General features: G+C 63.4%; 22 protein-coding genes. 13 read left to right on the forward strand and 9 right to left on the reverse strand.

The genetic code is table 11. The features are described 5' to 3' along the window. The first annotated feature begins 137 nt into the window (after positions 1-137). The 12 genes from ACFOKF_RS14785 to ACFOKF_RS14840 all read left to right on the forward strand — a co-directional run bounded on the left by ACFOKF_RS14785 (position 138) and on the right by ACFOKF_RS14840 (position 10,764). Positions 138-809, forward strand: coding sequence for an RBBP9/YdeN family alpha/beta hydrolase (locus ACFOKF_RS14785; protein WP_380797821.1), 672 nt, complete (start codon positions 138-140; stop codon positions 807-809). Positions 810-911: 102 nt separating this feature from the next. Further along, positions 912-1,100 (forward strand): YezD family protein, encoded by a 189-nt coding sequence (locus tag ACFOKF_RS14790; protein ID WP_380796564.1) that lies wholly within the window; start codon positions 912-914, stop codon positions 1,098-1,100. Between the two features lie 162 nt (positions 1,101-1,262). Beyond that, complete coding sequence (locus ACFOKF_RS14795; protein WP_380796566.1) at positions 1,263-3,719, forward strand: TonB-dependent receptor; 2,457 nt, start codon at positions 1,263-1,265, stop codon at positions 3,717-3,719. A 111-nt stretch (positions 3,720-3,830) separates the two neighbouring features. Beyond that, positions 3,831-4,112 (forward strand): type II toxin-antitoxin system Phd/YefM family antitoxin, encoded by a 282-nt coding sequence (locus tag ACFOKF_RS14800; protein ID WP_380796567.1) that lies wholly within the window; start codon positions 3,831-3,833, stop codon positions 4,110-4,112. After that, on the forward strand, positions 4,102-4,440 hold the full coding sequence (locus tag ACFOKF_RS14805) for a type II toxin-antitoxin system RelE/ParE family toxin (RefSeq protein ID WP_380796568.1): 339 nt from the start codon (positions 4,102-4,104) through the stop codon (positions 4,438-4,440). Before ACFOKF_RS14800 ends, ACFOKF_RS14805 begins: the two co-directional genes overlap by 11 nt. A gap of 60 nt (positions 4,441-4,500) precedes the next feature. Continuing rightward, a complete protein-coding gene (gene panB / locus ACFOKF_RS14810) occupies positions 4,501-5,373 on the forward strand; it encodes a 3-methyl-2-oxobutanoate hydroxymethyltransferase (RefSeq protein ID WP_380796570.1) in 873 nt (290 codons plus the stop codon). A gap of 75 nt (positions 5,374-5,448) precedes the next feature. Then, the gene (locus tag ACFOKF_RS14815) at positions 5,449-6,147 is read left to right on the forward strand and encodes a tetratricopeptide repeat protein (protein WP_380796571.1); all 699 of its coding nucleotides are present in this window, start codon (positions 5,449-5,451) and stop codon (positions 6,145-6,147) included. Positions 6,148-6,155: 8 nt separating this feature from the next. Next, on the forward strand, positions 6,156-7,493 hold the full coding sequence (locus ACFOKF_RS14820; protein WP_380796573.1) for an outer membrane protein assembly factor BamB family protein: 1,338 nt from the start codon (positions 6,156-6,158) through the stop codon (positions 7,491-7,493). A 95-nt stretch (positions 7,494-7,588) separates the two neighbouring features. Beyond that, the gene (gene der, locus ACFOKF_RS14825) at positions 7,589-8,953 is read left to right on the forward strand and encodes a ribosome biogenesis GTPase Der (protein ID WP_380796575.1); all 1,365 of its coding nucleotides are present in this window, start codon (positions 7,589-7,591) and stop codon (positions 8,951-8,953) included. 4 nt (positions 8,954-8,957) lie between these two features. Continuing rightward, on the forward strand, positions 8,958-9,170 hold the full coding sequence (locus ACFOKF_RS14830; RefSeq protein ID WP_380796576.1) for a sulfurtransferase TusA family protein: 213 nt from the start codon (positions 8,958-8,960) through the stop codon (positions 9,168-9,170). Between the two features lie 105 nt (positions 9,171-9,275). Beyond that, positions 9,276-9,716 carry an Hpt domain-containing protein gene (locus ACFOKF_RS14835; protein ID WP_380796578.1) on the forward strand — a complete coding sequence of 147 codons (441 nt, stop codon included), beginning with the start codon at positions 9,276-9,278 and terminating at the stop codon, positions 9,714-9,716. 43 nt (positions 9,717-9,759) lie between these two features. Next, positions 9,760-10,764 (forward strand): LLM class flavin-dependent oxidoreductase, encoded by a 1,005-nt coding sequence (locus tag ACFOKF_RS14840; RefSeq protein ID WP_380796579.1) that lies wholly within the window; start codon positions 9,760-9,762, stop codon positions 10,762-10,764. On the opposite strand, the gene ACFOKF_RS14845 is transcribed toward ACFOKF_RS14840, so the two are convergent. Continuing rightward, positions 10,734-11,846 (reverse strand): acyltransferase family protein, encoded by a 1,113-nt coding sequence (locus ACFOKF_RS14845; protein WP_380796580.1) that lies wholly within the window; start codon positions 11,844-11,846, stop codon positions 10,734-10,736. The genes ACFOKF_RS14840 and ACFOKF_RS14845 overlap by 31 nt on opposite strands. Positions 11,847-12,072: 226 nt before the next feature. On the opposite strand from ACFOKF_RS14845, the gene ACFOKF_RS14850 reads away from it, so the two are divergent. Beyond that, positions 12,073-13,722 (forward strand): ATP-binding protein, encoded by a 1,650-nt coding sequence (locus tag ACFOKF_RS14850; protein ID WP_380796582.1) that lies wholly within the window; start codon positions 12,073-12,075, stop codon positions 13,720-13,722. Between the two features lie 59 nt (positions 13,723-13,781). On the opposite strand, the gene ACFOKF_RS14855 is transcribed toward ACFOKF_RS14850, so the two are convergent. From ACFOKF_RS14855 to ACFOKF_RS14890, 8 genes are all read right to left on the reverse strand, one after another. Beyond that, positions 13,782-15,233 (reverse strand): MATE family efflux transporter, encoded by a 1,452-nt coding sequence (locus ACFOKF_RS14855; protein ID WP_380796584.1) that lies wholly within the window; start codon positions 15,231-15,233, stop codon positions 13,782-13,784. 115 nt (positions 15,234-15,348) lie between these two features. Next, positions 15,349-18,048 carry a valine--tRNA ligase gene (locus ACFOKF_RS14860; RefSeq protein WP_380796586.1) on the reverse strand — a complete coding sequence of 900 codons (2,700 nt, stop codon included), beginning with the start codon at positions 18,046-18,048 and terminating at the stop codon, positions 15,349-15,351. Positions 18,049-18,091: 43 nt separating this feature from the next. After that, positions 18,092-18,724, reverse strand: a complete 633-nt coding sequence (locus ACFOKF_RS14865; RefSeq protein ID WP_380796588.1) for an AAA family ATPase — start codon at positions 18,722-18,724, stop codon at positions 18,092-18,094. Further along, a complete protein-coding gene (locus ACFOKF_RS14870; protein WP_380796589.1) occupies positions 18,699-18,899 on the reverse strand; it encodes a hypothetical protein in 201 nt (66 codons plus the stop codon). Before ACFOKF_RS14870 ends, ACFOKF_RS14865 begins: the two co-directional genes overlap by 26 nt. Positions 18,900-18,949: 50 nt before the next feature. Continuing rightward, positions 18,950-21,001, reverse strand: coding sequence for a prolyl oligopeptidase family serine peptidase (locus ACFOKF_RS14875; protein WP_380796591.1), 2,052 nt, complete (start codon positions 20,999-21,001; stop codon positions 18,950-18,952). Positions 21,002-21,144: 143 nt separating this feature from the next. After that, the gene (gene add / locus ACFOKF_RS14880; protein ID WP_380796592.1) at positions 21,145-22,278 is read right to left on the reverse strand and encodes an adenosine deaminase; all 1,134 of its coding nucleotides are present in this window, start codon (positions 22,276-22,278) and stop codon (positions 21,145-21,147) included. A 106-nt stretch (positions 22,279-22,384) separates the two neighbouring features. Then, positions 22,385-22,864: a DUF2497 domain-containing protein gene (locus ACFOKF_RS14885; protein WP_380796593.1), complete on the reverse strand. Its 480-nt coding sequence runs from the start codon at positions 22,862-22,864 to the stop codon at positions 22,385-22,387. Between the two features lie 72 nt (positions 22,865-22,936). After that, positions 22,937-24,442 (reverse strand): TolC family outer membrane protein, encoded by a 1,506-nt coding sequence (locus ACFOKF_RS14890; protein WP_380796595.1) that lies wholly within the window; start codon positions 24,440-24,442, stop codon positions 22,937-22,939. Positions 24,443-24,458 lie beyond the last annotated feature (16 nt).

Here is a 24,458-nt window from a genome sequence, read left to right on the forward strand (position 1 = left end):
CGCCCGGCCCTTTTCATCACCCTGCCGACGTCTTTTTCCAACTGCCCAAATTTCACCACATTTCGCCGCTTGCCCATTGTCTACCAGATAAATAGAATTATTGTCGAAGGCTCGACATGAAGGATGAGGATCAGACCATGGAGCGATTCGGTTTTTCGAGTGACACGCGCCAGCCGGTCATTCTGACCATCCCGGGCCTCAACAATAGCGGGCCGGGACATTGGCAGACTTTGTGGGAGGAAAAGCGCGGCGATTGCGAACGGGTCGATCTGGGCAGTTGGGCCAGCCCCAATCGCAACGCCTGGGTCACGCGGCTGGATGCCGCGATCCGGCAGGCGAACGGGCCGGTCATATTGGCGGCGCATAGTCTGGGCTGTATGGCGGTAGCCTGGTGGGGGGCGCTGCAAAGCCAGGCTTATGGCTGGCCAGTGACAGGCGCGCTGCTGGTGGCGCCGCCCGATTGCGACCGGATGGAAACGCCCGAAACGATCGGCGGCTTTGGCCCTACGCCGCGTGCGCAACTGCCCTTCCCCTCCATATTGGTGGGCAGTCGCGACGACCCTTATATTTTCTTCGAGCGCGCGCACAGCATCGGCAAAAATTGGGGCAGCGAGTTTATCGACGCTGGCCATGCCGGGCATATCAACGCCGATTCCGGCCTGGGCGACTGGCAGTTCGGCCAGTCGCTGGTCGACCGGCTGATCGACAATGCCCAGGAACAGGCGTCCGCCATGCGCCAGATGCGCCCCGCCGTCCCGCTGGCCCAGCAGCAGGAGCGCAAGCCCGGCCGCGTGGCCGCCCGGATTTAAAGGCTCACCCCCGAGGGGCGCGACAAGACAAACTTGCGCGCCCCTTATATTTGCTTTTTTGTCTATCTTTGAAGTTGAGATATTAGGCGGAAAGAGGGTTATATGAACGAACACAGACCAATCGACATCCGCCACAACCGATCGGAAGGCCAGCGCCCCGACATCGCCGCCAGCATCGACAAGGTGCGCGACGTACTGGAAGCGCTGCGCTTTGGATCCATCACGCTGACCGTCCATGACGCGCGCGTGGTTCAGATCGACGTGACGGAAAAGACGCGCCTGACCAGCTGACGTCGTCAGCCGGGGCACATCGAATAGGGGCCGGCATGGCCCATGCGGCATGGGGGTGAGCCGCAACCAACGACAAGCATCTCCGATAATTATCGGCTTTGACCGGACCACCGGAAACGCCGCGATCAGCACCACCGGACATCCGGACAAAAGGGGAATATCATGATTGCGCGTTTTCTGTTGCTCGCGGGCGTCGCGGGCGCCTCCATCATCACGCCGAGCGCCTTTGCGCAGGAACCAGCCCAGCCCAATGCGGATGGCGCGGAGCAGACCAGCCCGCGCGGCGAAGTAATCGTCGTCACCGCCCGCCGCCGGCAGGAAACCGCGCAGGAAGTGCCGTTGGCCATTTCCGTGGTCAAGGGCGATAGCATCGAGGCGACCGGCAACTTCAACATCGTGAAGCTGCAACAGCTGGCGCCGACATTGCAGGTCTACACCACCAATCCGCGCAACACGTCGGTCAATATCCGCGGCCTTGGCGTGCCGTTCGGCCTGACCAGCGACGGCTTCGAACAGGGCGTCGGCATCTATGTCGACGACGTGTATAACAGCCGCGTCGCCGCCGCGACTTTCGATTTCCTTGACGTTAATCAGGTGGAAGTGCTGCGCGGCCCGCAGGGCACGCTCTATGGCAAGAACACCACGGCGGGCGCGATCAACATCACGACCAACCAGCCGACCTTCGATTTCGAAGGCCGCGCCGAACTGACCGTGGGCAATCTCAACTACAAGCAGGCCAAGGCCGCCATATCCGGCCCGCTGTCCGAAACCGTCGCCGCCCGTATCGCGGTTGCCGCGACCACGCGGCGCGGCACGCTCTATAATGTGACTAGCCAGCGCTGGATCAACGAACAGGATAATCTGGGCATTCGCGGCCAGTTGCTGTTCAAACCCACGGAAGATTTCAGCATCACCCTGTCGGGCGACTATAGCAAGCAGGATCCCGAATGCTGCGGCACCACCTTCGTGCGCGTGGGCAAGACCCAGCGCCCGCTCAACCGCCAATATGACGCGCTGGCCGCCGCGCAGGGCTATGTCGTGCCCAGCCGCAATCCCTATGACCGGCTGACCGATCTGGACAGCAACCTGAATGCCGGCAACAAGATTGGCGGCGTGTCGGCGAAGATCAAATGGGATGTTGGCCCCGGCACCCTGACATCCGTCACAGCATGGCGTTTCTGGGACTGGAAGCCGGAAAATGATCGCGACTTCACCGGCTTGTCGATCGTGTCGCGTTCGCAAAATCCGTCGCAGCAGGATCAGTATAGCCAGGAATTCCGCTATAATTATGAAAGCAAGGACATCGACTTCGTCGTCGGCCTGTTCGGCTTCAAGCAGCGGATCGACACTCAGGGCACGGAACAGCAGGGCGAAGATGCGGCCCAGTGGAGCCTGGCCCCGTCGACCGACCCGACCAACCCGGCGAATATTCCGGCCACTCTGGCGGGCCTGACCGCCAGCAACACCCAATATCTCAAGGCAGACAGCGCCGCCCTGTTCGGGCAGCTGAGCTGGAAGGTCACGGACGCGCTGACCATCCAGCCGGGCGTGCGCCTCAACTATGACAAGAAGTCGGGCTATTATCAGCGTGTCGTCACCAACGCCCAGGGTCAGGCGATCAGTTGCACCACGGTCGCGGCACCCGGCACGATCAAGGGTACGACCCAGCAATGCGGCGTCTATCAGCCGCAGATCAGCGCGCCGTCCGACAGCGCGTGGAACTTCACCTATGACTTCAACGTCAATTACAAGGTGGCGCGCGACGTCCTGGCCTACGCCACCTATGCCAAGAGCTTCAAGACGCTGGGCATCAACCAGAACGGCCTGCCGCTCAACGCCGACAACAGCGTCAATTATGACGCCAGCACGGTGAAGCCGGAATCGGTCAACCACTATGAAATTGGCCTCAAGACCCAGTTTCTGGATCGCCGGGCGACCTTCAACCTGACCGCCTTCCGCACCGACATCAAGAATTTCCAAGCGACGGTGAATGGCGGCCAGTTCGGTACGGTGCGCGGCTACCTCGCCAATGCTGGCAAGGTGCGATCGCAGGGGATCGAGGCCGACTTCAAGATCGTGGCGAGCGATCGCTTCACCGCCTATGCCAACGGCGCCTATACCGACGCCAAATATAAGAAGTTCGTCGACGCCCCGTGCCCGCCCGAGCTGTCCGGCGGCACATATCAGGCGGCCAGCGCCACGCCCGATTATTCCCAACCTGGCGTCCCCGGCGCGCTCAGCCCGCGCCAGTGCGATATTTCGGGGCAGGATCTGCCTGGCGTGTCCAAATGGGCTTTCTCCTACGGCGCGGAATATAACATCCCGGTCACGCTGCTGGCGAAGGAAGGGCAAATCTATCTGGGCGTCGACGGCAATTACCGTTCGCACTGGAACAGCAATGCCTCGCCGTCCATCTATACCGAGGTGAAGGGCTATGCGCTGACCAATGTGCGCGCCGGCTTCCGCGGCGAAGGGTTCGACGTGTTCGGCTGGGTCCGCAACGCCTTCGACGTCAATTATATCGAAAACTTGCAAGTCGCGCCGGGTAATACCGGCCTGATCGCAGGGCAGGTCGGCGATCCGCAGACCTGGGGCGGCACGATCAAATTCTCCTTCTGAGATTTCGGTTCGAAGAATGCATGAAGACGGGGCGGCAACGATGCCGCCCCGTTTGTGTTGATCGGCCCGATGGACTATATATGGTCCATATTTGATCGAGGACCATTCGCCATGCGCTATTCCACCCGGATCAAGCCGATCAGCTATTTCAAGGCCAATGCGGCGGAGGTCTTGGCCGACCTGAACGACGGCGCCGAACCGATGATCCTGACCCAGAATGGCGAGGCGAAGGCGGTCGTTCAGGACATCCGCTCTTATGAAAAGACGCAGGAAACCCTGGCGATGCTGAAGATACTAGCGCTGGGGATGGAGGACATCAGGGCAGGCCGTGTCAGGCCGGCGCGCGAAGTCTTTGAGGAGATCAAGGCGAAGCGCCGTAAAAATGACGGCTGAAAAACGCTATCTCGTTAATATCACGCAGGGCGCTGCCGACGACCTGGAGGCCATTCATGCCTACACGGCAGATCAGCGCTCGCTGGATGACGCCGACACACTTCTCGATAGTCTTTATGAGCGGGTCGAGACGCTAGAATATTTTTCCTTGCGCGGCAGCATGGTGCCAGAGGCCACGGAAGTCGGCAATCGCGAGGTGCGGCAAATTCTTCATTTGCCTTATCGCCTTATCTATCATGTTGCTCAGGATAGGGTTGCGATCATGGCGATTGTAGATGGCCGACGCGACGTACAGACGCTTTTGAAGGGACGCCTGCTCGCTCCGTAAACCCGCCTTCCCCGCACCGGCATTTGCGCCGCGCCCCGCGCTGGGCTAGACACCCGCGCCATGTCCACGACCTTCACGATCGACACCGCGACCAGCCGCGCCAATCCCACGCCCGCACCGATGAAGCGCCTGACCGTGCCCGCCATCCAGCGGCGCAAGTTCGAAGGGCAGACGGCGGAGCCGCTGGTGATGCTGACCGCCTATACCGCGCGACAGGCGCAGTTGCTTGACCCCCATTGCGACATGCTGCTGGTCGGCGACTCGCTGGGTCAGGTCATCTATGGCCTGCCCTCCACCCTGCCGGTCACGCTGGACATGATGGTCGCCCATGGCGCCGCCGTCGTGCGGGGCAGCTATCACAGCGTCGTCATCATCGACATGCCGTTCGGCAGCTATGAAGCTTCGCCGCAGCAGGCCTTCGCCAGCGCCAGCCGCATCATGGCGGAAACCGGCGCAGCCGGCGTCAAGCTGGAGGGCGGCGAAGCGATGGCGGACACCATCGCCTTCCTCACCCAGCGCGGCATCCCGGTGATGGCGCATATCGGCCTGACCCCGCAGGCGGTGAACGCGCTGGGCGGCTATGGCGCGCGCGGCAAGAGCCAGGAAGAACATGCCAAGATATTGGGCGATGCGCGCGCGGTGGCGAAGGCCGGCGCCTTTTCCATGGTGGTGGAAGGCGTGATGGAGGAACTGGCAGACATCATCACCGCCAGCGTTGACGTCCCCGTCATTGGCATCGGCGCTTCGGCGCGGTGCGATGGACAAGTGTTGGTGGCGGAAGACATGCTGGGCATGTTCGAACGGGTGCCGCGCTTCGTGAAGCGATACGACAATATCGCAGAAACGATCAGCAACGCCGCCGCACGCTATGCCGCCGATGTGCGCAGCCGCGCCTTTCCGACCGACGAACAGGTATATCGGCCCAAAATATGATTTGCCTGTTGCATACGCGCCGCTATTGATCGCGCCTTCCGGCAGAGTTTTCTGACCCATTTCTCGGAGATTCCCGTGGCCCTCACGCCGCAAAACAGCGAAGCCTTCATGCGCGAGGTCGATGAAGCCGTCCGTCAGGACCGGCTGATGACCTTCTGGGAGCGTTATGGCCGCCTGACCCTTGCCGCCATCATCCTGGGCTTGGCCGCCTTTGGCGGCTGGCTCTACTGGCAGCATTACAGCAAGACACAGTCGGAAGCCGTATCCGAAAAGATGGACGCGGTGCTGACGAGCGCTGCTGGCGGCGGCACGCCCGACGCGAAGGAACTGGACGCGCTGGCCAAGGCCAACCAGCCGGGCTATCGCGCATCCGCGCTGCTGACCAAGGCAGGCCTTACCGCGCGCAAGGGCGACAGCAAGGCCGCGATCGCCGCCTTTGCCGCCATGGCCGCCGACACCAGCCTCGATCAGCCCTATCGCGATCTGGCGCTGATCCGCCAGACTGCGCTGGAATTTGACAGCCTGAAGCCCCAGCAGGTGGTCGACCGGCTGAAGCCGCTGGCGATCGAGGGCGCGCCCTGGTTCGGCAGCGCGGGCGAACTGGTTGCGCTGGCCTATATGAAGATGGGCCAGACCAAGATGGCCGGGCCGATTTTCGCCGCCATGGCAAAGGATAGCCGGGTGCCCGAATCGATCCGTTCACGGGCCAGACAGATGGCCGGCGTCATGGGCATTGATGCGGTCGAGATACCGGCCGAAACCACCGAAGGATGATCGATCGCATGGCAAGCATGAAGATGGGCCGGGCTGTCACGATGGCGGCACTTGTTGCGCTGATCGCCGGGTGCGGCGTGGTCGGCGGCAAGAAGGGCGGCCCCAAGACGCCGGTGCTGGGCAACCGCGTATCGATCCTGAGCAACGAGCAGGGCGTAGAGGTGGAGCCGTCTCTGGCCGACGTGCCGGTCAGCCTGCCCGCCCCCTATGTGAATGAGGCATGGGCGCAGCCGGGCGGCGACCCGTCCAAGGCAATGGGCCATGTGTCGCTGGGCGGATCGCCCAGCCGCGTCTGGACCGCGTCGATCGAGGGCAGTTCGCCCCAGGCGCGTCTTGCCGCATCGCCGGTTGTCGCGGGAGGCAAGCTGTTCGTGACCGACGCGGGCGCGCATGTCATCGCCTATGACGCGGCCAGCGGTTCCAAGCTGTGGCAAACCAGCCTGCCGTCCGAAGGCAAGGGCAATGGCCGCGCGCTGTTTGGCGGCGGCGTCAGCGTGCTGGGCGATCGCCTGTTCGCCAGCACCGGCCTGGGCGACGTGTTCGCGCTCAATGTCGCGGATGGCGCGATTGTCTGGAAAAAGCATCCCGGCGGCCCGCTGCGCGGCGCGCCGACGCTGGAAAACGGCCATGTCTATGTGATGGGCCAGGACAATCAGATTTTCGCGCTCAACCAGAGCGACGGCGAAACCCAGTGGACCGACAGCGGCACGTTGCAGGTCACGGGCATTTTCGGCGTAGCTGCGCCCGCCGCCGCGCAGGGCACGGTGATCGCGGGCTACAGCTCGGGCGAAATCACCGCCTATCGTTATGAAAATGGCCGCAGCCTGTGGGGCGACGCCCTGTCGCGCACCAGCATTTCGACCGCGGTGGCGACGCTGACCGACATCGACGCCGATCCGGTGATCGATCGCGGCCGCGTCTTCGCCATTGGTCAGGGCGGCCGCATGGCCAGCTATGAACTGACCAGCGGCCAGCGCCTGTGGGAAATCAACATCGCCGGCATTTCCACGCCGGCGGTCGTTGGCGAATGGGTGTTCGCCGTGACCAGCGACGCCCGCCTGCTGTGCGTCGCGCGTGCCACCGGCAAGATCCGCTGGGTCAGCCAGCTGCGCCGCTGGCAGAAGGAAAAGAAAAAGGACAAGGCGATCCGCTGGACCGGCCCGATCCTGGCCGGCGGCCGCCTGATCGTGGTGTCGACCCGTGGCGAAATGGTCTATGTCGACCCGGCCAACGGCACCGTCCAGTCGACCATCGACATGAAAAACTCCATGTCGCTGTCGCCGATCGTCGCCAACAACATGCTTTATGTGCTGGCCGATGATGGAAAATTGACGGCGTTCCGCTAAGAGCGAAAAATATGCTAAGCGCTACTCCCGTGCAGGCCCTGCCTGCGCGGGAGTAGCGCGTTTAACCGGTTTGAATTTTTGGAAGGAATACGGGCATGCTGCCCACGGTAGCCATCGTCGGACGTCCCAATGTGGGCAAGTCCACCCTGTTCAATCGCCTGGTCGGCAAGCGGCTGGCGCTGGTCGACGACCAGCCCGGCGTGACGCGCGACCGGCGGGAGGGCGAGGCGAACCTGCTCGGCGTCGATTTCACCATCGTCGACACCGCCGGTTATGAGGATGAAGACGCGCAGTCGCTGCCCGGCCGCATGCGGATGCAGACGCAGGCCGCAGTCGACAATTGTGACGTTGCCCTGTTCATGATCGACGCGCGCGCCGGCATCACCCCGCTGGACGAGGAAATCGCCCGCTGGCTGCGCGCCAACGACACACCGGTCGTGCTGGTCGCCAACAAGGCGGAAGGCAAGGCGGCGGACGATGGCGTCATGGAATCCTTCAGCCTGGGCCTGGGCGAACCCATCCCCTTTTCTGCCGAACATGGTCAGGGCCTGGCCGACCTGTTCCAGGCGCTGCTACCGCATATCGACCGCGAGGACGCCGCGAACGAGAAGGATTTTTACGAGGATGAGGAAAGCGCGCCACTGAAGCTCGCCATCGTCGGTCGCCCCAATGCGGGCAAGTCCACGCTCATCAACAAATTTCTGGGCGAAAACCGCCTGCTGACCGGGCCGGAAGCCGGCATCACGCGCGACAGCATCGCCGTCGACTGGATGTGGACCAGCCGCGAAGGGCTGGACCGGCCCGTCCGCCTGATCGACACGGCCGGCATGCGCAAGCGCGCCAAGGTGCAGGACAAGCTGGAAAAGCTGGCGGTTTCCGATGGTCTCAACGCCGTGAACTTCGCCGAAGTCGTCGTCCTGCTGCTGGACGCGACGCGCGGGTTGGAAGCGCAGGATCTGCGCATCGCCGACAAGGTGCTGGAGGAAGGCCGCGCCCTCGTCATCGCGCTCAACAAATGGGACACGGTGGAAAATGGATCGGCCCTGTATCAGGGCATCAAGCAGGCGCTGTCCGATGGTCTGGCGCAGGTGCGCGGCGTGCCCATCATGACCGTGTCGGCGGCAAGCGGAAAGGGTCTGGACGATCTGATCCATGTCGCCTTCGAAACGCGGACCGCCTGGTCGCAGCGCATTTCGACCGGCCAGCTCAACCGCTGGTTCGAAACCGCGCTGGAGGCCAATCCGCCCCCGGCGCCGGGCGGCAAGCGGATCAAGCTGCGCTACATCACCCAGAACAAGACGCGTCCGCCGACGTTCGTTCTGTTCGGCACGCGACTGGACGACCTGCCCGAAAGCTATCGCCGCTATCTTGTGAACGGCATCCGCAAGGAACTGGGCTTTGGCGCGGTGCCGGTGCGGTTAACGCTGCGCAGCCAGAAAAATCCGTTCGCCACGAAATAAAGCGATGGACGCCGAACCGCTGCATGTGAACGCCAGGGGGATGAAATGCCCCTGGCCCGCCCTGCGCGCGGCGCGGGCGATGCGGAGCGCCGACGCCATCCTGATCGAAGCGGACGATCCGATCGCGCCGGGCGAACTGACGGCCTTGGCGCAGCAGCAGGGATGGGCCTTTTCCGCTCTGGACGGGCAGCGTTTTACGCTCAGCCGGCAGGGGTGAAGCCAACCGGAATCGCGCGCCAAAATCCATTGCGATCCACCACGCTTTAACCCCCTGTTTACGCGAAAAGCCTATTTTCATCGCTGCACGTAAGTGGAGTGGCGGGTGTCTTATCAATCGACCGATCTGGTCAGCTGGACCGACTTTGCGCGGACCCGGGGTGAACTGGGCGCCGCATTCCTGCGCATCCTGGGCTACTTCCGGGAAGATGGCGTCAAGTCCATCACGGCCATTGAGGAAGCGTTCCGCGCCCGCAATGCCGCCGCCCTTGTCACCCCGGCCCATACGCTGAAAGGGGAATCGGCGCAGTTCGGCGCCTATCGCCTGAGCGGCATGGCTGAAGAGATCGAAATGACCGCCCGCCGCTGCGTGGAAACGCGCGAAGGCCCGGACGAACTGATCGAAACGGTCGTCGCGCTGCGCCCCTGTTTCACCGAAACCATGGCGCTGCTGGATCGCGACGCCAGCCCGCTGGCCCCGCGCCGCCCGGCCACGTTCGGCCGCAGGGTCGACACGCCTGCGACCAGTTTCGGCCGCGCCGGATAATTCCGTCTTGAAGTGAAACCAATCATGCCCCCATATGGCGGGCATGACACGCTATTCCCTGCTCGACCTGGTCCCCGTCCGTGAAGGGGAGAATGCGGCCAACGCCCTCGCCAACGCCGCCGATCTGGCCGCCCATGCCGAAGCGCTGGGCTATCATCGGCTGTGGGTGGCGGAACATCATGGCATGGCCGGCATCGCATCGGCCGCCACATCTGTCGTGCTGGCGCATATCGGGCAGGCCACATCCACCATCCGCATCGGTGCCGGCGGCATCATGCTGCCCAATCATGCGCCGCTGCTGATCGCCGAACAGTTTGGCACGCTCGACGCGCTGTTCCCCGGCCGGGTCGATCTGGGGCTGGGCCGTGCGCCCGGTTCCGACCAGCGGGTGGCGCAGGCGATCCGCCGCAACCTGTCGGGCGGCCCCGATCAATTCCCGCGCGACGTGATGGAGTTGCAGGCTTTCTTCGCCGGCGATGATCGAATGGGCATTCAGGCGACGCCCGGCGCGGGCGCGCAGGTGCCGCTCTGGATATTGGGGTCCAGCCTTTATGGCGCGCAATTGGCGGCGATGCTGGGCCTCCCCTATGCCTTTGCCTCCCACTTCGCCCCCGCCGCGCTGGACGAGGCGATCGCCATCTATCGCCGCGATTTCCGGCCATCGGCGCAGCTCAAATATCCCTATGTGATGGCGGGCTATAATGTCTTTGCCGCTGACGATGCGGAGGAAGCGCATCTGATCGCCACATCGATGCAACAGGCGTTCGTGCGGCTGCGCACCGGCAATCCGGGCAAGCTGCAACCGCCCGTCGCCGGCTATCTCGATAGCCTACCGATGCAGGCGCGCGCGATGCTGGCCGATGTGCTGAGCGTGTCGAGCATCGGCACGCAGGCCGATGTGGAGCGCGACCTGGCCGCTTTCCTGCGCCGCACGCAGGCGGATGAGCTGATCCTGACCGGGCAGATTTTCGACCCCGCCGCGCGTAAGCGCAGCTTCGCCATCGCCATGGCGGCGGCTCAGGCCATCGCGACCCGCGAACTGGCCTGAGTCTCCCGCTTCAGCCGCCCGCCGCTCAGCATCGTCGCGGCGCCGGGCGCGATGCGGCGGAGCGCCCCGCCGACCAGCATCACGATGCCCAGCACGATCAATGGCTGAGTCAGCAGATACAGCGGATAGAGCGGTTCGCCCATTCGCCCGAACAGCCCGCCCAGCACCGGCCCGCCCAGCCAGATCAGGATCAGATGGGCGCAGAAAAGGAAGAAGGCGTAAGGTTCGACCTGGAGCAACCAGTCCCGTGCAGGGCTGAGCGCCAGCGCCCAGGACAGCCGCCAGAAGGCAAGCGCCGCCGCCACCCGCACCGACAGATCGAGCGCGGTCTGCGCCATGCGCGGACCGCCATCGCCGATCGTCACCGATCGATAAAGTTGCGCGCTCATCAGCAGCACAAAAGGCAGCAGCGCCAGCAGCCAATGCCAATTCACGACCCGATCCGCCCAGCCGCCGCGCCGCGCCAATATGCCGGTGACGAAAAAGAAAAGGATCGACGCGCGCATCAGCACCGGCGGCCCCAGCCCGGCGATATGGCAGGCCGCCGCTGTCAGGCCAATCAGCGCCAGCACCCAGCCGGGCAGGCGCACCAGCAGCGGCGCGGCGACCATGCAGAGGAACAGGTCGCGCAGGAAGGGCATCTGCACATTGATGTCGGGATTGCGGGTGAGGATCAGCACCTCATCCACCGTCCACCAGACGGATTGCGGCAGGGGCGCAGACAGGCCGAACAGCCGCGCCGCGCCCGACACCAGGAAGATGGCGATGATGTTCCAGAGGATCATCGGTAACAGGATGGTGCGCGCCTTGCGCCGGACGTGGTCGCCCCAGTCGCGCGTGCGGCTGGACGCCGCGACCAGCCAGCCAGAGATCAGGCCCAGCAGCGGCACCGCGCTGCGCCCGAACATTTCCATCAGGAACCAGCGCAGGTCATCCTGCGGCGTGCCGCGCAGGGCGGCCAGGGCTTCGCCATTCTGCCCCGTCCAGGCATGAACATAGACGACGCCCAATATGCACACGACCCGCGCGATTGCGATCGCATCGGAGCGCCTGGCGCTATCGGTCGGCAAGGTCAGGGACAAAAGGCGGCATCCTCGGGCTTATCCTGTCGACAATGCGGCAAGCCGGTCCATGTTCCGATCCGTCGCATCTTGGTCGAGATGGGGGTGGCGCCATCCGTCGTCAATTTTTGCGCCGCACACCGGCACCAGCCGTGCAGGAATCAGGACTAAGTCATTCTTTACCTATCCGGGATAAACCCTGCTTTCTTGCCGGAAGACGTTCCGGCGCAGGGGACGACAAAGGCCGATGACCCATATGCCGGGCGCTCAATCCTTCACTTCCGCCGCGGCATCCATGGCCCATGACCAGTCAATGGGCATGGTGTTCCAGATTGCCGGCTCCAGTTCGAAGGTGCTGATCGACGCCCATCGCCTCGCCATATTGGGGCAGGATGAAGACCCGTCCATCGCCATGGCCGGGCAGGTCGGCAGCCAGGTGAAGATGCGCGTGGGCAATAGCTGGCTGATCGCCAGCGTCCGCGCCATGACGCTGGATCAGGCGAGCAAGGGCATCGTCGCCGACATCGACTTTCTGGGCGAAGGCGATGAGGAAAAGCTGACCGGGCGCATCTATCATTTCCGGCGCGGCGTCACCCGTTACCCTACGCCGGGCACCGACATTTTCCCGGTGTCGAGCGCCGACATGCAGCAAATCTACGCCGCAGACGATCGGCCGCATGTTCAGATCGGCACCGTCTACCCCACCAGCGACACGCGCGCCGCGCTCTATGTCGATTCGATGCTGGGCAAACATTTCGCGCTGCTCGGCTCCACCGGCACCGGCAAATCGACCAGCGCCGCGCTGATCCTGCACCGCATCTGCGACCTGTCGCCACAGGGGCATATCGTCATGATCGATCCCCATGGCGAATATGGCGCGGCCTTTGCCGGCAATGGCGCGGTCTATGACGTCAGCAATCTGGCCCTGCCCTATTGGCTGATGAATTTCGAGGAACATTGCGAAGTGTTCGTCACATCGCAGGGCGCGGACCGCACGGTCGACAGCGACATCCTCGCCAAATGCCTGCTCGCCGCGCGGTCGAAGAACCGGCTTGCCGAAAGCATCGGCCGGCTGACGGTGGATTCACCGGTCCCCTATCTGTTGTCCGACCTGACCACCATCCTGCAAAATGAAATGGGCAAGCTGGACAAGGGCACCAATTCGCTGCCCTATATGCGCCTCAAAACCAAGATCGACGAGATCAAGGCCGATCCGCGCTACAGCTTCATGTTTTCAGGCATGCTGGTCGCCGATACGATGCAGCAGTTCATCGCCAAGATTTTCCGCCTGCCCGCCAATGGCAAGCCCATTTCCATCATCGACGTGTCGGCCATGCCGTCCGACATCACATCGACCGTGGTGTCGGTGCTGTCGCGGCTGGTGTTCGACTATGCCATCTGGGCGCGCGACGAGCCGCAACGGCCGATCCTGCTGGTCTGCGAAGAAGCGCATCGCTACATTCCCAACAGCACGACCGGATCAGGTCAGGCGGTGCGCAAGATTTTGGAGCGGATCGCCAAGGAAGGCCGTAAATATGGCGTATCGCTGGGCCTGATCACCCAGCGTCCGTCCGACCTTGCCGAAGGCGTGCTGTCGCAATGCGGCACGATCATATCGATGCGCCTCAACAATGACCGGGATCAGGCCTTCGTGAAGGCCGCCATGCCCGAAGGCGCGCGCGGCTTCCTCGATTCCATCCCCGCCCTGCGCAACCGGGAGGCGATCATCTGCGGCGAAGGCGTCGCCGTGCCGATCCGCGTGGCGCTCGACAATCTGGAAGAACATCGCCGCCCCGCGTCGAGCGATCCCAGCTTCACCGAGCTATGGCGGCAGTCGGGCAGCGAGAACGACATTCTCGAACGCACCATCACCCGCTGGCGCAGTCAGGGACGCTGAAATCTGCAATCATTTTCGTCCTCCCAGCGTGCGCCGGGATGACGAAGATCAAAGCCGCATCAGCCTGTTGGCGCAATGCGCCCGGCCGGTTCGGTTTCGCTGTTCACCGCTTCGCGGCATTCCTCGCTATGGATCGGCGCGATCAGCTTCGCCTTGCGCCAGCCGCCGTGCAGATAGACCAGCGCCGCCAGCGACAATGATGCGATCGATCCGGCCGGGAAGCTGAGCCACAGGGCGTCCGCCCCCATCACCGGATAGGCCAGATGATAAAAGCCCAGCCGCACGCCGAACAAAGTGAAGGTCAGGATCACCAGCGGCGCCACCACCACGCCGTTGGCGCGCATCACCCCGAACAGGATCATGGTGCAGCCGAACAGCAGGAAGCTCCAACTGGCCAGCATCTGCATGTTCCAGGCCGCGTCGATCGCAGCCTGATTGCTGCCCAGAAACAGCGACAGCAACGGCGCATGAAACAACAGGATGATCGCGATCATTGCGCTGGTGATGGCGAACAGATAGCCCATGCCAAAGCCGGTGATGCGGCTGATCCGGTCCCACCGGCCTGCGCCCACATTCTGCGCCGCCATGGCGCTGACCGCCGCGCCCATCGCCATCGCCGGCATCTGAAGATAGGTCCATATCTGCTGCGCCGCGCCATAGGCCGCCGTCACCAGCAACCCTTCGCGATTGACGAGGCCGATCATGACGAGGCCGGAGGCTGACATGACGATCATCTGCAAGCCCATGGGCAACCCCTTGCCCACCAGCACGCGCATCTGGTCGGCCGCCGGCCACAGATAGCGCAGTTCCGGACCGCGCAGCCGCAGCGGCAAATCCTTTGCATAGATGAAGGCGATGACGCCGATCAGGCTGACGAAGCCCGCCGCCGCCGTGGCCGCCGCCGATCCGGCGATGCCGAACGCCGGGATCGGTCCCAGCCCCAGGATCAGCACCGGGTTGAGGATCAGGTCCACCGCGACGCTGACGATCATGAAGATCAGCGGCGTGCGCGCATCGCCCGCGCCGCGCAGGCCCATCATGATCATCACCACCAGCAAGGTTGCAGGCATCGCAAAGAAGATGACGCGCAGATAAACCAGCGCCAGATCGAACGCCTCTGCCGGCGTCGCCAGCAACCGCAGCAGCGCCGGCGCGCCGATCCAGCCGGCGATCGCCACGCCCAGCCCCACTATCGAGCAGAATCCGACCGCAGAGCCAAAAGCACGCCGCGCCGCATCCAGATCGCGCGCGCCGACCGATTGCGCGATAACCACGGTGGACGCCATGCCGAAACCGAACACGACCGAAAACATCAGAAACATGATGATATTGGCGTTGGCGGTCGCCGCCAGCGCCTGCGCGCCCAGAAAGCGGCCGACCCAGATGGCGTTGATCGACCCGTTGAGCGACTGGAGGATGTTGGAGGCCAGCGTTGGAATCGCAAAGAGCAGCAGGGTCGATCCGATCGGTCCCTGCGTCAGGTCTTTTCCACCCTTGCTCTGTCCACGCATACCCCGGCCCTCCCTAATAAGGGCTCCTGCGCAGGCAGGAGCCCAGGGCGAACCGGCATGACCTGGCAACCTGGACTCCTGCCTGCGCAGGAGCACATGCTTCTTCTTTAACCGCTTAGCCCAGCCGGTCCAACGCCGCCTTCAGCCTTTCCGCCTCGGCGGTCTTTTCGGTATGGTCCTCGCGCGCCTTGGCGACGGCTTCGGGCTTGGCCTTTTCGACGAAGCTGGGATTGGACAGGCGACCGCCCAGACCATCGCGCTCCTTCTCTGCGGCGGCCAGCGCCTTGGCGAGACGGGTCTTTTCCGCCGCAATGTCGATCACGCCTTCCAGCGGCAGGATGAAGGTCGCTTCGTCCACCACGATCTGCGCCGCACCACCCGCCGGCGGTTCGCCAAAGGTCAGGCTTTCCACCCGGCCCAGACGCGCCAGCGCCACGCCCTGACGGTCGAGACGGCGCTGCGTCTCCTCGGCGCCATCGCGCACGACCATCGGCAGCTTCGCGCCCGGCGGCACGTTGAGTTCGGTCCGCGCGGTGCGGATCGCGCTGACGAGGCGGATCAGCCAGTCGATTTCGGCCTGCGCATCGGTGTCGACGGCAGCGAGCGCCACCGGCCATTGCGCCACGATCAGTTCGCTCTCCCGCGTCCCCGTCAGATGCCACAATTCTTCGGTGATGAAGGGCATGAAGGGATGCAGCATGACCAATATCTGGTCGAACGCCCAGCCAGCGACGGCCTTCGTCTCGTCATCCATCGCGCCCTTCGTAAGCTCGATATACCAGTCGCAAAACTGGTCCCAGACGAAATGATAGATGGCGTTGGCCGCCGCGTCGAAGCGCAGTTCGGTCATCGCCGTGTCGATCGCCTGCACGGTCGCAACCGTTTCCGCGATGATCCAGCGGTTGACCGGCAGCGTGGCGTGCGGCGCTTCATGCGTGGCCGAAGCGGTGACGCCGTTCGACTGAAGGAAGCGCGCGGCGTTCCACAGCTTGGTCGCGAAGTTGCGATAGCCCTCGACCCGCTTCTCATCCATCTTCACGTCGCGGCCCTGGCTTTCCATCGCCGCCATGAAGAAGCGCAGCGCGTCCGCGCCGAACTTGTCGATCAGGCCCAGCGGATCGACCACATTGCCCTTGGACTTGGACATTTTCTGCCCATCGGCCGCGCGGACGAGGCCGTGGAGGTAGAGCTTGCGCCATGGAACATCGCCCATGAACTCCATCCCCTGCATCGCCATACGCGCGTCCCAGAAGAACAGGATGTCGAAGCCGCTGATCAGCAGATCATTGGGATAGTGGCGCGACAGCTTCTCGGTCGGTTCCGGCCAGCCCAGCGTGCCGAAGGGCCAGAGCGCGGACGAGAACCAGGTATCGAGAACGTCGGGATCGCGCGTCAGCACCTTGTTGCCGGCCAGCGCCTGCGCCTCCGCCTCGCTTTCGGCGACATAGGGATTGCCGTCTTCATCGAACCATGCCGGGATCTGATGCCCCCACCAGAGCTGGCGCGACACGCACCAGGGCTGGATATTTTCCATCCAGTTGAAGAAGGTCTTTTCCCAGCTCTTGGGCACGATCTCGATCGCGCCGTCGCGCACGGCCTTGGTCGGCGCAATGGCCAGCTTTTCCGCGTCGACATACCATTGATCGGTCAGCCAGGGTTCGATGACCACGTTGGAGCGATCGCCGAACGGCGTCTGGATCGTGCGCGGCTCGAAATCGGCGGCGACCTCCTCGCCTTCCTTATTCTTCGTGACATGGGGGACAAGGAAGCCGAGCGTCTTCATCTCCGCCACCACGGCTTCGCGGGCGCCGACCACGCCATCCTTCCTGAAGCGGTGCAGGCCAAGGAAGCGATCGGGGATCAGGCCGTCGGCGGTCTGAACGACATTGGCGTCGGCATCGAACATGTTGAGCATCTCGCCGGCCTTCAAGCCCGCGCGCTTGCCCACATCAAAGTCATTGAAGTCATGGCCCGGCGTGATCTTGACCGCGCCGGTGCCCAGCGCCGGGTCAGCATGTTCGTCGGCCACGATCGCAAAGCGCCGCCCGGTGATCGGCTGGAGGATGTCCTTGCCGATGACGGACTTATAGCGCTCGTCGTCGGGATGCACGGCGATCGCCATGTCGGCCAGCATCGTTTCCGGGCGCGTGGTGGCGACGACGATATGGTCGCTGCCGTCGGCCAGCGTCACGCCATCGGCCAGCGGATAACGGAAGCGCCAGAAGCCTCCCTTCGTCTCGACCGTCTCGACCTCAAGGTCCGAAATGGCCGAGCGGAAATGCGGATCCCAGTTCACCAGCCGCTTGTCGCGGTACAGCAGCCCGCGCTTGTGCAGTTCCACGAAGGTCTTGATGACCGCCTTCGAAAAACCCTCGTCCATGGTGAAGCGTTCGTTCGCCCAGTCCATGGAGCAGCCCAGACGGCGCAGCTGGCGCGTGATCGCGCCGCCGCTTTCGGCCTTCCATTCCCACACCTTGGCGACGAACTCGTCACGGGTGAAATCGGTGCGCTTTTGCTGCTGTGCGTTGAGCTGGCGCTCCACCACCATCTGCGTCGCGATGCCGGCATGATCGGTGCCGACCACCCACAGCGCATCCTTGCCGCGTAGCCGCTCGTAACGGATCACAATATCCTGCAACGTGTTGTCGAGCGCATGGCCGATATGCAGGCTGCCCGTCACATTCGGCGGCGGATTGACGATGGTGAAGGGCGTCGCGTCCGGGCGTTCGGGGCGGAACAGGCCCTTCTCCTCCCAATGGGCGTACCAGCGGGATTCGATGTCGGCAGGGTCAAAGGTTTTGGGCAGTTCGGTCATGGGTGCGCCCATAACCATGTCCACCGGATTTTTCCAATGCTTGCTAACCAAAACCGGCAATTGGCACGGCAGCACCCTTGAAAGCTGCTGCTAAATCGGGAGGCAAGACATCCCATAGCCAGATGCCGCTTTCCATCTTGTGGGCCAGCAAGGTCGGCTCACCCGTCGAATTATCATAGATATAGCATTCATCGACATTCATCACGAACCACGCCAATTGTTCAAATGAGCGCGCCCTGCGGCTCGCAACCTTGTCCGTCGGAACGAAATGTCCGCCCTCCGACACACGAATGTTGATACGCTCTGCCTGCAACTCTGCGCTTTTCAGAACGACATAGATCATCCTGACTTGAAATCCGGCAGCCTTAGCCTTGATCACCAGCGGTTGATATTTTTTGGAAGACAGGACGGTCTCAACGCCGATCGTCTGATAGACCTCCAGAGAGGCATAAAGCCAGTGCTCGATGCGTCGGACCGCTTCCAGATTAGCTTCATCCAGTGGCAGCCGCTCCTGCTCCACGATACTGACAGTTAAAAGATCAGGGTTTATGATCCAGACCGAACCGCCCCACCCTTCAATGTCGGTCCGATTGTAAAGTGTGCTCTTGCCGGACCCGTTGGGTCCGGCAACGATCCACAATATCGGTTTTTCAGGCTTGCGCGGTGTCGGCCGCATCGCGGGCCTTCCGGCGACGCTCATCCCGGATGCTGCGAACATTCGATCGGAAAGCAGCCAGAAGATCGTATGGCAAGGTTTCGCTATCCGACTGGACGACCTTCAATCGCACGATTTCACCGTTAGGCGCACGCACAGTCTTGGTTGGCAGATCGCTCGGTTTAACCTTGGTCATCGCTCATTCTCCATCACAAAGGATATAGGACGCGCAGACAAAAATCAAAGTCATTTCCCCGTCCACTTGTCCAGCCAGCCCAGCGCCTCACCATACCATTGTAGCGAGTTCTTTGGCTTCAAAACCCAGTGATTTTCATCCGGGAAGACCAGCAGTTTCGACGGGATGTCCCGCCGCTGGAGCGCGGTGAAGGCGGCCAGTCCCTGCGTGTAGGGAATGCGGAAGTCCTTTTCGCCGGTCACGACCAGCATCGGCGTCTTCCATGCGGCGACATGGTTGACCGGGTTCCATTTTTCGAACTCCTCCGGCTTTTCATAATAGGGACCGCCATGCTCCCATTCATCGAACCAGAGTTCCTCGGTTTCATAGGCCATGGCGCGGGCGTCGAACACGCCGTCATGCTGGACGATGCATTTGAAACCGTCGGCCCATTGCCCCTCGATCCAGTTCATCATGTACCCGCCATAGCTGGCGCCCAGCGCGCAGGCGTTGCCCGCGTCGACCTGCGCGTCCTTTGCCGCGGCGGCGGCGAGGCCGAGCTTGAGGTCTTCGAGCGGCTTGCCACCCCAATCCTTGTTGATGGCGTCGGTGAAAGCCTGCCCATAGCCGGTGGAGCCATGGAAATCGACGATGACGGCGGCATAGCCATGGGCCGCAAAGGCTTTGGGATTCCAGCGATAGGACCATGAATCGTTGAAGCTGCCCTGCGGCCCGCCATGGACCAGAAAGGCGACCGGCAGCTTGCCCGTTGCGCCTTTGGGCTTCACGATCTGGCCCCAGACGGTGTCGCCATTGGCGCCCTTGAAGCTGTAGCGTTCAACCGACACGTCATCCACGCCCGCCAGCTTCGCGGCGTTGACATCGGTCAGGCGGACGGGTTTGCCCTTCCCGCCCGGCATCTTCCAGAAATCGGCAGGCGACTGGATGCTGTCCAGCGCATAGACGAAGCCACCGCCGGGCAGCGGCACGACGCTGCCGGCATGGCCCTTCTCCGTCAGGCGCACCACTTTGCCCGACGCGGCGTCGACCCGGAACACCGGATTGTCGAGCACGTCATTGGCGGTGACGAGCAGCCCCTTGCCGGTCGCCTCCCACGCGATCGACGCGACCGAGCGGTCCCAGCCTTGCGTCAGCGCCTTCGTCTCGCCGCTGGCGATGTTGCGCAGCATCAGCACCTGCCGGTCGGCCTCATAGCCCGGCCGCGCCATCGCCACATAGGCCAGCCATTGGCCATCCGGCGACACGGTAGGCAGCGTGTCGGTCGCGTCATTGGCGTCGGTCAGGTTGGTCGGTGCGGCGCTGCCATCGGCGGGCACAGAGAAAATATCGAGGTTGGTCGACAATGGCTCGATCCGGCCCGCCTCACGCAAGGCAAAGAACAGGGTCTTGCCGTCCCTGCCCCAGGCGATTTCCTCCGCGCCGCCGAAGGGCTTGGACGGGCTGTCGCCGACAAGTCCGCCCATCACCGACACGGCGGGGCCGCCGGCGACCGGCATGACGAAAATCTGGGATCGCTGGCCATCGGACCATGTGTCCCAATGGCGCACGAACATCTGGTCATAGACGCGGCCCGATCCCGCTTCCTTGGGCGCATCCGGCTTCATGTCATCGATCGTCTTCGCGCCCACCGGGCGATCGGCCCACAGCGCGACCTTGCCGCCGTCCGGGCTGAGCAGAAAACCGGAAATGCCGCCGGGCGCCTTGCTGATCTGCACCGGATCGCCGCCGGACAACGCCACGCGCCACAGCTGATCGTCGCCGCTGGCGTTGGACTGAAAATAGAGCGCGGAGCCATCGGGCGAAAAGACCGGCGACGCTTCATTCTTGTCCGGCTTCGACGCGATCAGCTTTGGAGCCTGTCCGGCCTTGCTGATGTCGAGCAGATAGAGGTCGGTCCGCCCCCTGTTGCCGGCCAGATCGGTGCTGCGCAGCTGATAGGCCAGCCATTTGCCATCCGGCGACACGGCCGGCGCGCCGACCCGGTCCAGACCCACCATGTCGGCGGGGGTGAAGGGCCGGGCGACAGCAGATGTCGAGCATAGCGCAAGCATAGCAGGCGCCAGCGCGGTGGCGGCCAGCGCAGCGGTCAGAATTTTCTTCATGAGACAGGCTTTCCAGATCGATCGCCTGCGCCCCGACAGGACGTCATGGGGCGGCGGGCGATACGGATGATGGACAAGGATTAGTCCTGGACGGCTGTACCGACAAGCCCGCGCGCTTCTGAAAGTAACGCGGACAAGTCCGGTCAGATGGCGACCCCCTCCGCCTTTGCAAAAGCGTCCAGCTTCGCGAGGCAGGCGGCGCGATACCCCTCGTCCATCCACCCTGCGTTGAAGGCATTGCGCGACAGCATCACCAGTTCCTTCCTGGTCAGCGCGCTGCGCGCCTGCGCCTTCACCAATACATCGTTCAGATATTCGCTGCCCATATAGGCGGGGTCATCGGAATTGATGGTGAGGGTAAGGCCCGCGTCGATCATGCCGCGCACCACATCGACCGGCGGCGCTTCCCCGCGCACCGTGCCGGAAAAGGTCGGGCAGACGGTGAAGGTCAGGTTCCGCGCCTTCGCCGCCGCAATCAGTTCGGGCGACTCCAATATATTGCCGCCATGGTCGATACGGTCGACCTGCAACTCCACGATCGCCTGCCGCAGATGATCCAGAATGTCCTTTTGGTTGAGGTCGCAATGCGCCGTCACCTTCAGCCCCGCGGCGCGCGCCTTTGCGAAATGGGCCGCGAATTTGGTCGGCGGATTGTCCTTTTCATCGGAGTCCAGCCCGACCGCGACCAGCTGATCGCGAAAAGGCAGCCCTGCATCCAGCGCCGCCATCGCCGATTGCGCCGTCAGGTCGCGCACGAAGCAGAGTATGAGCTGCGACCGGACGCCCAGCTTCGCCGCCGCATCCTGTCGCGCGCGGGTGATGCCGCCGATCACCGCCGCCATCGGCACGCCGCGTTTCAGATGCTCCTGCGGGTCGAAGAACATTTCGGCGTAGAGGATATTCTGCGACGCGGCCCTGGCCAGATAGGCATAGGCCAGATCGTAAAAATCCTGCTGCGTCCGCAGCACCTGCATGCCGTCATAATAGATGGCCAGGAAGCTGGGCAGGTCATGATAGCGATAGCTGGCCTTCATCGCGGCGACATCGGCAAAGGGCAAATCCAGCCCGTTGCGCTTCGCCAGCGCGAATTTCATCTCCGCTTCCAGCGTCCCTTCCAGATGGACATGATATTCCGCTTTGGGCAGGGCGGCGATGAAACGGGCCATGTCGGCGGCATCGCCACTGGACGCCGCCATGGCCGGAAACGAGGGAAGGCAAGCGGCGACGCCCGCGCCCATCATGCCACGAACGAGCGTGCGCCGGCTTGCCTGCATCATCGAAACCCCCTTGAAAACCCGGCCTTCTATCCGGGGATCGGGGTGCAACTGTCCATCATGATATGGTTCACGCCCCGTACCAAAAAAGCGGTAGGGGGCGGGAGGATCAACGCCCCGTGATGCGGGCGATTTCCTTGGCGACCATATCTTCGACCATGGCAGGCAGGCGGGTGTCCAGCCATTCCTTCAGCATGGGCTTCAGCATCGAACGGACCAGTCCTTCGAGCGTGTTGTCGCCGCCATCCTTTGGCGTGACCAGCATGGAGGACAGGGCGGACAGCGAATGACGCGCAGCCACTTCGCTTTCGACCGACAGGATCGAATCGTCGGTTTCGGCGGCAACGGTCTTGGGTGCTGCTTTGGGAGCGGGCACGGCTTCCTCCTCCGCAATCTCTTCGGTCAGTTCCAGCACTTCCTCGATCACCGGCTGGGGGATCGGCTGAAGCGGCGGCAATGCAGCCGGCCTGGCCTCGCCCCGCGTGCGCCGGGGTGCGGCCTGCACCGCCTCCTCGCCCTCTTCGGCAATGATCCGCTTGATGGACGAGAGTATCTCTTCCATCGAGGGTTCCTTGGTCATGTCACCCATGGATAGTCCCCGTCCAAAACGCATTGCGCACCCTTCACGCTTTTATGATTACCCGGCCGGGTTAACAAGCGGTTAAGGCTGCCTTGCTGTCTGGGGGTCGACATTGGCGTTTTGCGCCGGCGTGTCAACGGTGCGCGTGGCGACGGGCTTGGCCGCCGAATCGAAATCCCAGTCGAACCATTTGCCCTTCACCCGGTCATAATTGACCATCGGGTCATAGAGCGCGCCGCTTTCCAGCCCCAGATCGTCGGCTTCGGCATGGCCCATCGCCGCCAGCAGCGAGAAGCCGGCGACATAGGCGTTGCGCTGCGCCGTCACCAGCTGGACCTTGGCGTTGAGCGATTCCTGTTCGGCGTTCAAGATGTCCAGGATGGTGCGGCTGCCGACCGAATTTTCCGCCCGCACGCCTTCCAGCGACAGGTCGGCGGCATCGACCGCCTTGTTGCTCGATTCGATCGTCTGGAGCGACGCCTGCCAGCTGGCATAGGCGGCGCGGGTCTGGGCGATGACGCCGCGCTCGGTTTCGATCTCCTGCTCGATCGCCTGCGATTCGAGCGCCTGATTCTGTCGCACCTGCGCGGCGGGGCGTCCACCCTGATAGAGCGGGATGGTCAGTTGCACGCCGGCCGCCGCCTGCTTGTTGATCTGCGGCCCTTCCACAGCATTGCCTTCGGCGTCCTGCGCAGTGCCGCCCAGCGAATGGAGATAGTTGGTGTAGCCCGCCTGGGTGAAGGCCGAAACCGTCGGCATCACCGATCCGCGCGCCGCCTTCACATCATAGCGGCGGGCCTCCCGCTGCTTTTGCGCGCTCAGAATATCGGGATTGTCCTTCAGCGCGACCTGCACCGCCACATCGGGATCGGCGGGAAGGCCGGGCAATTGCGGCGGCGCCTCCAGCGCGTCGGGGGCTTGCCCGACCAGGGCGATGTAATTTTCCCGGCTGGTGATCAGGTTCGCCTGCGCCGTCTGAAAATCCGACCGCGCCAGCGCCAGACGCGACTGCGACTGGGCGACGTCGGTGCGGGTCAGGTCGCCCACCTCGAACCGGTCGTTGGTCGCCTGGAGATTGACCTCCAGCACCTTCACATTGGCCTGATTGAGCGACACAATCGCCATGTCGCGGATCACATCCATATAGGCCGCGACCGTCTGGGAAAAGATGCTGGCTTCGGTGCCGCGCAGCCCCGCCTGCCCCGCTGCGACGCGGATCTTGGCGGCCTTCACGCCATTGCGCACCGTGCCGCCGCTATAGACCGGCACGCTCAGATTAGCCTGCGCATTCACCGTGCGCTGGGGCGAGGTGAAACTGATCGTGGGCTTGAGGATGCTTTCGCTATAGCTGCCGGTCACGTCCAGACCGGGGCGACCAGCCGCCTTCTGGATCGGCACATTTTCGTCCGTCGCCCGCTGACCGGCGCGCGCGGCGGTCAGCGTGGGGTTGGACGCATAGGCCTTGGCCAGCGCCCCTTGCAGCGTTTCGGCCTGCACGGGGGCGGTAACGGCGCCAGCCAGGGCGGAGGTCAGCAACAACAAGGCAGCTGCGGCACGATGCCGTGTGTAGGTGCGCTTCGCTGTCATCTCCCCCCGCCTGTCA

Origin of the sequence: Sphingobium rhizovicinum, from assembly GCF_042647625.1 — a bacterium.
GTDB classification, from domain to species: Bacteria; Pseudomonadota; Alphaproteobacteria; order Sphingomonadales; family Sphingomonadaceae; genus Sphingobium; species Sphingobium rhizovicinum.